Origin of the sequence: Vagococcus sp. AM17-17, assembly GCF_003471765.1 — a bacterium.
Classification (GTDB): Bacteria; Bacillota; Bacilli; order Lactobacillales; family Vagococcaceae; genus Vagococcus; species Vagococcus teuberi.
The window spans coordinates 619,496-632,796 of the sequence record NZ_QRJY01000001.1; the positions used below are offsets into that span (position 1 = coordinate 619,496).

13 protein-coding genes are annotated in these 13,301 nt (G+C 35.2%); 2 read left to right on the forward strand and 11 right to left on the reverse strand.

Features of this window, described 5'->3' with window-relative positions:
- Positions 1-702 (reverse strand): N-acetylmannosamine-6-phosphate 2-epimerase, encoded by a 702-nt coding sequence (locus tag DW196_RS03030; protein ID WP_079347626.1) that lies wholly within the window; start codon positions 700-702, stop codon positions 1-3.
- Positions 703-848: 146 nt separating this feature from the next.
- Between DW196_RS03030 and DW196_RS03035 the strand changes: the two genes are divergently transcribed.
- The gene (locus tag DW196_RS03035; RefSeq protein ID WP_118249996.1) at positions 849-1,667 is read left to right on the forward strand and encodes a MurR/RpiR family transcriptional regulator; all 819 of its coding nucleotides are present in this window, start codon (positions 849-851) and stop codon (positions 1,665-1,667) included.
- Between the two features lie 68 nt (positions 1,668-1,735).
- Positions 1,736-2,029, forward strand: a complete 294-nt coding sequence (locus tag DW196_RS03040) for a bacteriocin immunity protein (protein ID WP_118249998.1) — start codon at positions 1,736-1,738, stop codon at positions 2,027-2,029.
- A gap of 43 nt (positions 2,030-2,072) precedes the next feature.
- Here the strand turns inward: DW196_RS03040 and purD are convergent, their stop codons facing one another.
- The 10 genes from purD to purB all read right to left on the reverse strand — a co-directional run bounded on the left by purD (position 2,073) and on the right by purB (position 13,290).
- Complete coding sequence (gene purD, locus DW196_RS03045; RefSeq protein ID WP_118250000.1) at positions 2,073-3,326, reverse strand: phosphoribosylamine--glycine ligase; 1,254 nt, start codon at positions 3,324-3,326, stop codon at positions 2,073-2,075.
- 14 nt (positions 3,327-3,340) lie between these two features.
- Complete coding sequence (purH, locus tag DW196_RS03050) at positions 3,341-4,885, reverse strand: bifunctional phosphoribosylaminoimidazolecarboxamide formyltransferase/IMP cyclohydrolase (protein ID WP_118250002.1); 1,545 nt, start codon at positions 4,883-4,885, stop codon at positions 3,341-3,343.
- Entirely contained in the window at positions 4,878-5,456 is a 579-nt protein-coding gene (purN, locus tag DW196_RS03055; protein ID WP_071457274.1) for a phosphoribosylglycinamide formyltransferase, read from the reverse strand. Before purN ends, purH begins: the two co-directional genes overlap by 8 nt.
- The gene (gene purM / locus DW196_RS03060) at positions 5,453-6,499 is read right to left on the reverse strand and encodes a phosphoribosylformylglycinamidine cyclo-ligase (RefSeq protein WP_118250004.1); all 1,047 of its coding nucleotides are present in this window, start codon (positions 6,497-6,499) and stop codon (positions 5,453-5,455) included. The genes purN and purM overlap by 4 nt, the downstream gene beginning before the upstream one ends.
- A gap of 1 nt (position 6,500) precedes the next feature.
- Positions 6,501-7,919, reverse strand: coding sequence for an amidophosphoribosyltransferase (gene purF, locus DW196_RS03065; RefSeq protein ID WP_071457276.1), 1,419 nt, complete (start codon positions 7,917-7,919; stop codon positions 6,501-6,503).
- Entirely contained in the window at positions 7,904-10,126 is a 2,223-nt protein-coding gene (gene purL, locus DW196_RS03070; protein WP_118250006.1) for a phosphoribosylformylglycinamidine synthase subunit PurL, read from the reverse strand. Before purL ends, purF begins: the two co-directional genes overlap by 16 nt.
- Before the next feature lies 1 nt (position 10,127).
- Positions 10,128-10,808: a phosphoribosylformylglycinamidine synthase subunit PurQ gene (gene purQ / locus DW196_RS03075; protein WP_118250008.1), complete on the reverse strand. Its 681-nt coding sequence runs from the start codon at positions 10,806-10,808 to the stop codon at positions 10,128-10,130.
- Positions 10,809-10,810: 2 nt separating this feature from the next.
- Positions 10,811-11,062 carry a phosphoribosylformylglycinamidine synthase subunit PurS gene (gene purS / locus DW196_RS03080; protein ID WP_071457279.1) on the reverse strand — a complete coding sequence of 84 codons (252 nt, stop codon included), beginning with the start codon at positions 11,060-11,062 and terminating at the stop codon, positions 10,811-10,813.
- A gap of 2 nt (positions 11,063-11,064) precedes the next feature.
- Complete coding sequence (purC, locus tag DW196_RS03085; protein WP_118250010.1) at positions 11,065-11,778, reverse strand: phosphoribosylaminoimidazolesuccinocarboxamide synthase; 714 nt, start codon at positions 11,776-11,778, stop codon at positions 11,065-11,067.
- Between the two features lie 213 nt (positions 11,779-11,991).
- Entirely contained in the window at positions 11,992-13,290 is a 1,299-nt protein-coding gene (gene purB / locus DW196_RS03090; RefSeq protein WP_071457281.1) for an adenylosuccinate lyase, read from the reverse strand.
- Positions 13,291-13,301: the final 11 nt, after the last annotated feature.

The following is a 13,301-nucleotide window of genomic DNA, read 5'->3' on the forward strand; positions in this document are numbered from 1 at the left end:
TTAGTTTTCCTCCTTATTTAATTCGTTAATAAAACGAGTTGCTATCTCTTTTGGACGTGTAATTGCACCACCAACGACTAGGCCACTCACGCCTAAATCCATGATACGTTTTGCTACTTCTGGTGTATGTATTTGTCCTTCAGCTATTACATTAGCTCCGCATTCAATCAATGATTTAATTAAATCATCATTTGGTACTACCATATCCTTACTTTCTTCTGTATAGCCACAAAGTGTTGTCCCAATAAAATCAATCCCTGCTTTATGGGCATTTATCCCCTCTTCTAATGTAGCGATATCTGCCATAAATAGTTGTTGTGGATATTTTTCTTTTATTTGTTTAATAAATTCATTAATCGTTAAGCCATCATGACGTTGTCTTAACGTACAGTCTAAAGCAATAACCTCTACACCTGTTTCTACTAATTCATCTACCTCTTTCATAGTTGCTGTGATAAAAGGTTTCTCAGGTAAGTAATCTCGCTTAATAATACCAATGACTGGCAAATCAACTTTTTCTTTAATCTGTTGAATATCTCTAACTGAATTTGCTCTGATTCCAACTGCTCCAGCTTCCTTTGCTGCTAAAGCCAATAAAGGCATTACACCACCTTCTTTAGTATATAGGGGTTCTCCCGGTAATGCTTGACAGGAAACAATTAAGCCTTTATGAATTTGCGATAAAAATTCTTCTTTCTTCATACTCCACTTTCGCTCCGTTTTTAATTTATTTCGGATTTATTCTCCAAAATTAATTTAGCATACGTTTTCATAAATGTAAATAGATTAGTCAATTTATTTTTTTTATCGTATACTTATAACAGTAACTATATTGACGGAGGGTTATTATGAGCTTTAAACAGCTATTGCAGGATCATTACGAAACATTAACTAAATCAGAGAAAAAAATTGCTGATTATATTACAACCACTAATGAAAAAATTATCCATTCTACAATGAGTGAAGTCAAACAAGAAACAGGTGTTGGAGACGCTACAATAATTAGATTTTGTCAAAAGTTAGGATTTTCTGGCTTTACTGACTTAAAAATAGAAATTGCTAAAGAAGACTTCACCAACAAAAAAAAACAAAATAATTCGACCTTTTTCTACAGTGATTTTGCTACTAATTTGGCTCATACGTTAAAAATGACAGAAAAGATATTAGATAATCATGCTTTGGATACAGCCATTAATCTTCTAAGCTCGGCCAAAAACATTCATATTTTTGGCATGGGATCAAGCGGGAATACAGCCAATGATTTAGAATCTATGTTTTTAAGAGTCGGGCTTCAAGCTAATTCAAGTATTGATCCCCATTTACAAGCACAAATTGCCTCATTACTAACCAAAGAAGATTTGGTGATTGGATTATCTCTTTCTGGTAAGACTAAGGACACCTATGATTCTTTAAAAATCGCGAAACAAAATCAGGCAACAATTATTGCTATTACAAATTATTTATTATCACCAATCGCTCAATTAGCAGATGTTGTACTTCAAACAACTGTTGATGAATTTTTAGATGGAGGATCAATTGCCGGTAAAATGTCCCAATTATATATTTGTGATTTACTAATTAAAGGATATGAAATTAAGTATAATGTTGATTCCCTTGAATTAAGAGAAAAAGTACTACGTTCCATTATTGACAAACGGCTAGAATAATAACTTTTATTACTACACAGAGTAAAACATGTCGTAATATTATCATAAAAACGAAAAGAGGATATTTCATGCAAAAACAAATGTCTAACAAGGAGTTTATATGTTGTATTGATAAGCTGATACTTAAAGAAATTCCCAAAAATGAAAAAGCGATACTAACAAAAGCTAAAACAACTCTTGAGAATAACAGCTACTTACCACGTGTCGTTTCTGATTTAAGAGCGTCACTTACTCCATTAGCTATAAGTGGACAGTTATCAAAAGAAACCGGTGAATTGTATCTGACTATCACAAATTATCCCTATACTAATAATAATTTGGGTGGCGGATTAATCAGTGTTTTTGGCAATAATTTAAAATAATAAAACAAGCTGACCAGGTTAAGATAGTCCTAGTCAGCTTGTTTTATTTTCCAATATCTGTTCGATAATAAAAATCAGTTAACTGTTGCTCAGATAACCAACCATATACTTTTCCTCTCGCTTCTTCGAGTGTTGCTCCACTACTTTCAGCCATAAATACTCGGCCACCATTTGAGACAAGAGAATCATTTTTACTTGCAACTCCTGCAAAGAAAAGGTTCACTTCTTTATTCGTTGTATCAATGTGTAAAGGCCTTCCTTTTTCATAACTATTTGGATACCCTTTTGCAGAGACAACAACACCTAAGTCAAATCCAGTATCTTTCCAAGAAACTTCTATTGATTTATCATCAAAAATAGATTCGATTACTTCAACTAAATCTGTTTCTAATCTCTCAAGTAATACTTGTGTTTCAGGATCTCCAAATCGAGCATTATATTCAATGACTTTCGGACCATCTTTTGTAATGATTAATCCAGTATATAAAATCCCTTGGAAAGCTCTTCCTTCTTTTTTCATTGCGTCTACTGTTGGGTAAACTATTTTTGATAGTGACTCTTGATACACTGAATCTGTCACATATGGTACTGGACTGTATACACCCATCCCACCAGTATTTGGTCCTTTGTCTCCATCAAAAATTGCTTTGTGGTCTTTCGCTGCAACCATTGGATACACAAAAGATTCTCCCACAAATGACAATAAAGAATATTCCTTACCAACTAAAAACTCTTCAATCACAATTTTAGGTTCTTCACTATCAAAAACATTATTTAATAAATTATCATCAACAGCTTGTGTTGCTTTTTCCATAGTTTCTGCAATCACAACACCTTTACCTGCAGCTAATCCATCTGCTTTGATGACAATCGGTAATTCCTGTGTTGATAAATAGGCAATTGCATCATCTCTATCAGTAAATGTTTCATAATTTGCCGTTGGAATATCATATTTGGCCATTAGTTGTTTTGCAAAATCTTTTGACCCTTCAATAATTGCCGCCTTTTTTTTAGGTCCAAACGCTTTAATCCCTTTTGTCTCTAGAAAATCAACTAATCCATCTATTAAAGGCACTTCAGGTCCGACAAATACCCAACTAATCTCTTTCTCCTGACAAAATGATGCAATAAATTCTTGATCACTTTCGTTTCCATCTACTAACTGAATCCCATCTATGACCATTCCTGCGTTGCCCGGTAAACAATAGACCGCTTCAACTAACGGACTTTGTAATAATTTTTTACCAATCGCATGCTCGCGTCCACCACTACCAATTACCAATAGTTTTCTTTTCATCAAGTCTTCTCCTCTTAATGTTTGAAATGTCTTGTTCCAGTGACAATCATTGCAATACCATAGTCATTTGCTATATCAATTGATTCTTGGTCTTTCACACTACCACCTGGGTGTATGATTGCTTTTATCCCATGTTTCGCTGCATATTCCACACTATCAGGCATTGGGAAAAAGGCATCACTAGCTAATACAGCACCTTTGGCTAAATCACCTGCTTGATCAACTGCTAATTTTACTGACCCGACACGATTCATTTGTCCAGCACCAATACCTAATGTATGGCGAGCGTTACCGACAACAATCGCATTACTTTTTACAGATTTAACCACTAGCCACATTTTTTTCAATGCATCAATGTCTTCAGCTGTTGGTAATGTCTCCGTAACAACTGTCCATTCTGTCTCATCGTCAATTTTAGTATCAGACTCTTGCACTAGTAAACCACCTGAGATACTGACTAATTCCCACTCAGATTGGTTTGGTTTCGTTGTGTCTAATTGAAGCAAACGACGATTTTTCTTTTTTTCTAATATCTCTAAAGCGTCAGCTGTAAAACTTGGGGCAATAATAATTTCTAAAAACAATTGATTTAAACTTTCAGCCAAATCAGCATCAATTTCACGATTAAAAGCTAGTACGCCACCAAAAATCGAAATCGGATCACTTTCATAAGCTAGGCTGTAAGCTTCATGTATCGTTTTTCCAAAACCAACACCACATGGATTCATATGTTTCACAGCAACCACTGTTGGTTCATCAAATTCTTTGACTAAATGTATCGCTGCATTAGCATCTTTATAGTTGTTATAAGATAATTCTTTCCCATGTAATTGTTTTGCTGTTCCTATTCCGATTTCTGATTGATTATCATCTGATTGATAGAAATACGCTTTTTGATGATTGTTTTCACCATATCTTAAAGTATCAACTTTTGTATAGTTTAGTGACAATTGGTTTGGTAACCCTTTTTCATCATTTTCTTCTGACAAGTAATTAGCGATGCTTGCATCATAGTCTGATGTGGTTGCAAATACTTTTGCTGCTAATGATTGTCTTGTTTTAAGTGTTGTGTCCCCTGCTTCACTCAATTCATTTAAAACAATCTCATAATCACTACTATCAACAACAACCGTCACACTAGCAAAGTTTTTCGCGGCACTTCGTAACATACTCGGGCCACCAATATCAATTTGTTCAATCGCTTCATTTTGTGTCACATTAGGTTGAGCAATGGTTTCTTTAAATGGGTACAAATTGACACACACTAAATCAATCATCTCTATATGGTGTTCTTTTAATGTGTTCATGTGTTCTGAATTATCTCGTCTAGCTAATAATCCACCATGAATAAATGGATGCAGTGTTTTTACTCGTCCATCAAGCATCTCTGGAAACTTCGTTACTTCTTCCACACTCAAACACTTAATTCCCTCAGATTCAAGTATTCGTTTTGTTCCGCCAGTTGAAATAATGTCATACCCTAACTTAACTAACTCTTTTGCAAAATCTGCTACACCAGTTTTATCATAAACGCTAATGAGTGCACGCTTTTTAGACATTCTTAAATTCCTCCAAGATAAATTGATTTAAAATAATTGGTAATACATGATGCTCTAATTGATGCATCTCTTCCTCAAATTCTTCTAAAGAAAGCTCACGGTTAATTGCTAAACTTTCTTGATAGATAATTGGGCCAGTATCCACACCTTCATCCACTAAATGAATCGTCACACCAGTCTTTTCATCAGTGCTTTCATAGGCTTCTTTTATGCTTTTATTTCCCGGATATTTTGGTAATAAGGATGGATGCAAGTTAATGATTTTCTTTTTATATTGATTCAAAAGTGTTGGGCCGATAATTTTCATATAGCCTGCTAACACAATGAGATCTATTTCTTCATTTTCTAGCATCGTCAAAATGTTTTGTTCGTACTCTTCTTTTGTCTGATGTACCTTTTTTTCCATCACAAAATAAGGCACATCATACTTTTTTGCTCGTTCAATCACGTAGGCATCTTTTTTATCACAAAATAAACAGACCAATGTTCCAGCAATATTTCCTTGTTGACTCGCTTTAACTATTGCTTCAAAATTTGATCCGTTTCCTGAAGCAAAAATGGCAAATCTCATCGACTCTCTCCTTTAATGTGAACAGATCCTGTCGCACCTAGTTCAACTTGTCCAATTGTATAAGCAAGTTCATCATGATCATTGATATAGTCTAAAACTGTCTGAGCATCTCTTTTATCAACTGCTAGTACCATACCAATTCCCATATTAAATGTACTAAACATATCTTTTTCGCTGATATTTCCAAGTTTTTGTAAACAATCAAAAATAGGTAGTACTGGCCACGTGCCTTTTGTTATAGTGGCTGATATATTCTCTGGTAACATTCTAGGAATATTTTCATAGAAACCTCCACCAGTAATATGAGCGATGCCTTTAATTTTTTGCATTTTAATTAATGGTAAAACACTTTTTATGTAAAGTTTTGTTGGCGTTAATAACACATCACCTAAAGTTTTTCCATTTAACTCATCTAAAACTGTATCTAAAGAAAAATCATGATCTTTAAATAAGATTTGTCTGACTAGTGAAAAACCATTTGAATGAATCCCACTTGATGCAACGCCAATTAATACATCACCTTCAGAAATAGTTGATGAATCGATTAATTCTGATTTTTCTGCCAATCCAACCGCAAATCCAGCTAAATCATAATCGTTTTCACCATACATATCAGGCATCTCAGCTGTTTCGCCACCAATTAAAGCCATTTTGGATTCCACACAGCCATTGGCTACACCTTCAATAATTTTTTCGATTTTTTCAGGATAGGTTTTTCCTGTAGCAATATAATCTAAAAAGAACAAAGGTTCCGCTCCTTGAGCTAAAATGTCGTTTGCACACATGGCAACACAATCAATCCCTATTGTGTCATGTTTGTCTGCTTCAATGGCAATCATTAATTTTGTTCCCACACCATCTGTTCCAGAAACAAGGACAGGCTCTTTCACATGATACTGACTTAAATCAAAGCAGCCACCAAATCCACCTAATGCACTCATCATCCCTAAACGCTCTGTTTTTTTTGTGTGAGCTTTAATTCTTTCTACGACTTCGTATCCTGCTTCAACATTGACTCCTGATTTTTCATATGCTGTTGACATACTAGTCCTCCTTGTTTTCTCTGTATTCATAATCATATAAAGGTGTAGGGTAATCACCATTGAAATACGCCATACATAACCCGTTATAAGGGGCATCTAACTTTAATCCAATCGAGTTAATCAAACCTTCTTCTGTTAAAAATTCTAACGAATCAGCTTCAATAATTTCTCTAATTTTATCTGTTGAATAATTTGCAGCAATTAATTCTTCTTTTGTTTGAATATCAATCCCATAAAAACATGGATATGCTAATGGAGGTGATGAAATTCTAACATGAACTTCTGTTGCACCAGCCTCTTTTAACAAACGAACAATACGTTTTGATGTTGTCCCACGAACGATTGAATCATCCACTAAAATCACGCGTTTTCCTTCCACAACACCACGAACAGCAGATAGTTTTAATCGAACACCTTCTTCTCGCAGTTCTTGTGTTGGTTGAATAAACGTTCTAGCGACATATTGGTTTTTTACTAATCCCATTTCATAAGGAATAGAACTTGCTTCAGCATACCCACTAGCCGCTGAAAGAGAACTATTAGGCACACCAATGACCATATCTGCTTCAACAGGATGTTCTTTAGCTAATGTTTTTCCCATGCGTTTACGAGCAGAGTGAACATTAATTCCTTTGATGTTTGAATCAGGTCGTGCAAAGTAAATGTACTCCATTGAACAAATTGAATACATCGTCTCATCAGTGTAACGATAGCTTTTTAATCCGTTATCGCTAATCTCTATAATTTCACCAGGTTCGACATCTCTGACAAACGTTGCACCAATTGTATCTAAAGCACACGTTTCACTTGTTACGACGTAAGCACCATTACTCATACGACCAATAGATAAAGGACGAAAAGCATTTGGATCAAGCGTTGCATACATGGCGTCATCAGTTAGCAGTAAATAAGCAAAACCACCTTTGACAATATTTAATGCTTCAGATAATTTGTCGATGAATGTGTCTTTATTACTACGACGAATTAAGTGCATCAAGATTTCTGTATCAGAATTAGAATGAAAAATCGCCCCATCTTCTTCTAATTCTTTACGTAACGTTTTAGCATTAATCAAATTTCCATTATGAGCTAATGCAATTTCAGCATTGTAAAAGCGAAATAAAAAGGGCTGAATGTTAATAATATCTCCCTCGCCACTTGTTCCATAACGCACATGACCAATCGCAGAGTGGCCTTTTAATTGTGTTAATAAATCAGGGTTAGCAAATACCTCATGCAATAACCCTAATCCTCGATGACCATGCAGGCGATTGTTCTCTAATGACACAATCCCTGCACCTTCTTGTCCTCTATGTTGTAAACTATGTAAGCCATAATAAGTCATTTGACTGGCATCTTTATGGTTCCATACACCAAACACACCACATTCTTCATTTATCCCTTTTATTTCATGAGACATGGTATTGCTTCCTCCCATACTTTTTTGGCTTTTGCAACTGGTAATTCTAATGAATCGTCGGCTGTACTAACTTTTATCACACCATCATTTGTCACTTTTCCTAATAAAGTAGCATCTTTCTTTAATACAGATTCAAATGCATCTTTATCTTCAGGTGACACGCTGACAACGAATCGTCCTGATGTCTCGGCAAACACTAATTCTGTTGCTAGGTTCGTCTTAATATCAACACCTAATCCATTTCCAAATGTTGATTCAATCACACTAATTAATAGCCCACCTTCAGCACAGTCATGAGCACTTTTTACATAACCTGATTGAATAGCTTGTAATAATTTAGCTTGAATGACCACTTCTTCTTCTAAATCAACAGCTGATATAGTCCCTGAAATCTTACCAGTTAATAATTTTTGAATTTCGCTACCTGAAAAATCAGCATTCGTTTCACCTAACACATAAATCAAATCTGATGCTTCTTTAAAATCTTGAGTTGTAACATGGGATAAATCCTCAACTACGCCAACCATTCCTATCATAGGTGTTGGGTAGATAGACTGATTATTCGTTTCATTGTATAACGAAACATTACCTGAAATAACGGGCGTATCAAATGCTTCACACGCTCGAGCAATTCCTCTTGCTGCTTGATCTAACTCATAGAATCCTTCAGGTTTTTCTGGTGAACCAAAGTTTAAACAGTCTGTAATAGCTAATGGTCTTGCACCACTTGCCACAATATTTCTAGCTGCTTCACTCACCGCCATTTTTCCGCCTTCTTTTGGATCTAAATACAAGTATCTCGCATTACAATCAGTTGTCATCGCAAGAGCTTTTTGTGTTCCTCTTACACGTAGGACAGCAGCATCACTACCAGGACCTACAACAGTATTAGTACGAACTTGTGAGTCATATGTTCCGTATAATGATTGTTTTGACGCAATAGTTGGTTGAGCTAAAAGAAATAATGTTGTTTGTTTAAAGTCTTTTATTTTAGGTTTATATGCTTCTTGTTTTTCAAACTCAATGATGCGTTTTGGTTTTTCTTGTTCGTTATGATACACCGGAGCATCTTCCGCTAACGAGTCAACAGGAATATCCGCGACTTTTTCTCCTTGGAAAAATAATTTATAACGCTTGTCCATTGTTACATGACCAATTGTTACAGCATCTAAACCGTAAGATTCAAATAATTCGATGACTTGTTGTTCTTTTCCTTTTTTGATACAAAGTAACATTCTTTCTTGTGACTCAGATAACATCATTTCATAAGGTGTCATGTCTGTTTCACGTTGTGGCACGTCATCTAAGTAAAGTTCTAATCCTGATCCAGCTTTTGACGCCATCTCTGAACTTGAAGAAACCAAACCAGCCGCACCCATATCTTGAATTCCGACTAAACAATCGGAATTATTTAAAATCAAATCAAGACACGCTTCCATTAAGCCTTTTTCCATGAATGGATCGCCTACTTGTACCGCAGAACGTTGTTGTTCTTCACCTTCTACAAACTCAACTGACGCAAACGTTGCACCATGAATCCCATCTCGTCCTGTTTTTGCTCCAACGTACATGATTGGATTACCAATTCCTTTTGCTTGTCCTTTTTGGATGTCTTCATGTCTAATTAAACCAACACACATCGCATTCACTAGTGGGTTGCCTTCATAACACGTGTCAAACGCAATCTCGCCACCAACAGTTGGTATCCCAATACTATTACCATAGCCACCAATCCCCGCGACTACTTTTTCAATTAAATATTTAGTACGATTAGTTTTAATTTCACCAAAACGTAAAGAATTCAACATGGCAATCGGTCTAGCACCCATACTAAAAATATCACGAATAATTCCACCAACTCCTGTAGCTGCCCCTTCATAAGGTTCAACCGCTGATGGATGATTGTGACTTTCTGCTTTAAACACAACAGCTAACCCATCTCCAATATCCACAATCCCAGCACCTTCACCAGGCCCTTGTAAAACATGTTGGTTCGATGTTGGAAAATGTTTTAGCACAGGTTTACTATTTTTATAAGAACAATGCTCACTCCACATGACAGCAAACAAACCTGTTTCTGTGTAGTTGGGTAAACGACCTAAAATCGAATCAGCTATGTACTCATACTCAGAGTCTTTCAAACCCCATTCTTGATAAATCTTAGATTCTTTCACTTCTTCTGGAGTCATTGTTTGTGCTTTTACCATGTTATGCCGTCACCTTTCTTAAATGATTTACGATTGATTGAAATAGTTTTTTGCCATCAGAACTACCTAATAAATCTTCCATCGCGCGTTCTGGATGGGGCATTAAACCAATAATATTTCCTTCCTTATTTGTAATACCTGCAATGTCTTCCACACTGCCATTTGGATTTGTTTTTTCATAAGTAAAAATAATTTGATTATTTTCTTTTAATTCTTTTAAAGTTGCATTGTCACAGTAATAATTTCCTTCACCGTGAGCAATCGGTAAGGTAATGATTTCATCTTGTTCATATTCATTTGTAAACATTGTTTGATTATTCTTCACTTTTAATGGTTGCATTCCACAAATGAATTTCAGCGATGTGTTATTTAATAAAACACCTGGTAAAAGACCTGTCTCTGTTAAGATTTGGAATCCATTGCATGTGCCAAAGACTGGTTTTCCTTCACTGGCAAACTGTTTTACTGCTCCCATCACTGGACTTGATTTAGCAATAGCCCCACATCTTAAGTAATCACCATAAGAAAAACCACCTGGCAATAAAATAACGTCATACTCTGACAAGTCAGTTGTTCTGTGTGACACATATTCGGCTTCTTCACCAATCACATCTTGAATAGCTAACAATAAATCTTGATCACCATTTGAACCAGGGAATACTACTACACCAAATTTTGCCATGATTAGTTAACCTCCGTAACAGTAAAGTCATAGGTCTCCATGTTTGGATTAGCTAATAAATTATCACTAATCTTATCAACTTTTGCTTCAGCATCTTGTTTGCTATCTGCTTTAATCACAAAATCAAATACTTTTCCCACGCGAATATCTGATACACCATCTTCACCTAAACGTTTGATAGCTCCTTCAATAACTGCAGCTTGTGGATCTAAAATGGATGCTTTGTAGTTTACATACACTCTTACTTTAAACATGATTATTCTCCTTTTCTTTCGTTTAATCGTTTTTCAACTTCTTTATATACACTCACCAAATCTCCAATGTCTTTTCGGTAAACGTCTTTATCTAATGATTTGTTCGTCTTATCATCCCATAAACGACACGTATCTGGTGTTACCTCATCTGCTAGAATAATGCGTCCGTCACTATCTCGTCCAAACTCTAATTTAAAATCAACTAATGTCAATCCAATAGATGAAAACAATTCTTTTAGACAATCATTAATTGTAAAAGCTTGTTCTTTAATAAAAGCCACTTCTTCTTTTGTTGCAATATCTAAATAATCAATATGATCTTCATTCATAAATGGATCATCTAAGTCATCGTCTTTATAATAAAACTCAAGAATTGGTTTTGGTAGAATCGTTCCTTCTTTTATACCAAAACGCTTTGAAAAACTTCCTGATGCAATGTTTCGAACGACGACTTCAAGCGGAATTATTGTCACAGCTTTAACTAACTGCTCATTCTCACTAAGTTGCTTAATCCAATGATGCTTAACTCCTTTTGAAGATAGATATCGAAACACTTCAGAACTAATTGAATTATTCAATTGACCTTTACCAACAATTTCATCTTTCTTTTTACCATTTAATGCCGTTGCTTGATCTAGATAAACCAACCTTAATTCATTTTCTTTTTCTGTCGAATGTACGCTTTTAGCCTTACCTAAATATAAAACTTCTGACATTTCTTTTCTTCCTTTCATCATTAGAGAACATTTACATATATTTTCTTAACATTATTCATTTAATAAACATATAGTAACAAGAGTTTTTTTGAACGTCAATTAATTATTAACGATAAAATAAAACATTCTCTAAAATGTTCGCTTTTAATATAATTAGTGTGATTTTAGACAAAATAAAAAGGCCACGAAAATAGATTTCGCGAACCTCAGTCATTATTTTATTAATCCTACTCTATCAAATAAATCATCAACATGTTTTAAATGATAGTTATAGTCAAATGCATCGTCTAATTCTTCTTTAGATAAGACAGACATAATTTTTTCATCAGCTTCTAGTAATGGTCTAAAATCAGTTTGTTCATCCCAAGAAATAGCGGTTTTTGGTTGTACTAAATCATACGCCTCCTCACGAGACATACCTTTATCAATCAATTTTAATAGCACACGTTGACTATAAATCAAACCAAACGTAGCACCCATGTTACGTTTCATATTCTCAGGGAATACTGTTAAGTTTTTAACAATGTTAGTAAATCGTTGTAACATATAATCTAATAAAATCGTTGAATCTGGAATAATAATACGTTCTGCAGATGAATGAGAGATATCTCTTTCATGCCATAAAGACACATTTTCATAAGCTGTCACCACGTGTCCACGTAACACACGAGCCAACCCTGTCATGTTTTCAGAGCCGATTGGATTACGTTTATGTGGCATAGCTGAAGACCCTTTTTGCCCTTTTGCAAAAAATTCTTCGACTTCACGTGTTTCAGATTTTTGCAATCCTCTGATTTCTGTCGCAAATTTTTCAATACTTGTGGCGATTAATGCAATTGTTGCAATATATTCAGCATGTAGGTCACGAGGCAAAACTTGCGTTGAAATCTCTTGTGCGCGAATTCCTAACTTATCACAGACAAACGCTTCAACTTCAGGTGGTGTATTAGCAAATGTTCCAACAGCACCACTAATTTTACCAGCTTCAACACCACGAGCAGCATGTTCAAAGCGCTCGATGTTTCGTTTCATTTCTGAATACCATAACGCTAATTTAAGTCCAAATGTCGTTGGTTCCGCGTGTACACCATGCGTTCTACCCATCATAACTGTGTATTTATGCTCTAATGCTTTTTCTTTTATTACTTCAAGAAACTCAGACAAATCTTTACGTAAAATATCATTAGCTTGTTTCATTAAATAGCCATAAGCTGTGTCAACAACGTCTGTACTTGTTAGGCCGTAGTGAACCCATTTTCTCTCTTGTCCTAAACTCTCAGAAACTGCACGCGTAAACGCCACAACATCATGACGTGTTTCTTGTTCGATTTCTAAAATACGATCAATATCAAACGTCGCATTCTCTCTAATCAATACAGTATCTTCTTTAGGAATTTCTCCTAAGCTTGCCCATGCTTCCGCAGCTAAAATTTCAACTTCTAACCATGCAGCATAACGATTGTCATCTGACCAGATATTTCCCATTTCTTTACGAGTATAACGTTCTATCATTGTCTTTTCCT

What these genes read in the sequence shown, in the direction of transcription:
- DW196_RS03030 (WP_079347626.1), bottom strand. Translation starts at nt 702, where the DNA reads ATGAAGAAAGAAGAATTTTTATCGCAAATTCATAAAGGCTTAATTGTT.
- purC (WP_118250010.1), bottom strand. Translation starts at nt 11,778, where the DNA reads ATGTCAGAAGTTTTATATTTAGGTAAGGCTAAAAGCGTACATTCGACA.
- purS (WP_071457279.1), bottom strand. Translation starts at nt 11,062, where the DNA reads ATGTTTAAAGTAAGAGTGTATGTAAACTACAAAGCATCCATTTTAGAT.
- purQ (WP_118250008.1), bottom strand. Translation starts at nt 10,808, where the DNA reads ATGGCAAAATTTGGTGTAGTAGTATTCCCTGGTTCAAATGGTGATCAA.
- purF (WP_071457276.1), bottom strand. Translation starts at nt 7,919, where the DNA reads ATGTCTCATGAAATAAAAGGGATAAATGAAGAATGTGGTGTGTTTGGT.
- purH (WP_118250002.1), bottom strand. Translation starts at nt 4,885, where the DNA reads ATGTCTAAAAAGCGTGCACTCATTAGCGTTTATGATAAAACTGGTGTA.
- purD (WP_118250000.1), bottom strand. Translation starts at nt 3,326, where the DNA reads ATGAAAAGAAAACTATTGGTAATTGGTAGTGGTGGACGCGAGCATGCG.
- purM (WP_118250004.1), bottom strand. Translation starts at nt 6,499, where the DNA reads ATGTCAACAGCATATGAAAAATCAGGAGTCAATGTTGAAGCAGGATAC.
- purN (WP_071457274.1), bottom strand. Translation starts at nt 5,456, where the DNA reads ATGAGATTTGCCATTTTTGCTTCAGGAAACGGATCAAATTTTGAAGCA.
- purL (WP_118250006.1), bottom strand. Translation starts at nt 10,126, where the DNA reads ATGGTAAAAGCACAAACAATGACTCCAGAAGAAGTGAAAGAATCTAAG.
- purB (WP_071457281.1), bottom strand. Translation starts at nt 13,290, where the DNA reads ATGATAGAACGTTATACTCGTAAAGAAATGGGAAATATCTGGTCAGAT.
- DW196_RS03040 (WP_118249998.1), top strand. Translation starts at nt 1,736, where the DNA reads ATGCAAAAACAAATGTCTAACAAGGAGTTTATATGTTGTATTGATAAG.
- DW196_RS03035 (WP_118249996.1), top strand. Translation starts at nt 849, where the DNA reads ATGAGCTTTAAACAGCTATTGCAGGATCATTACGAAACATTAACTAAA.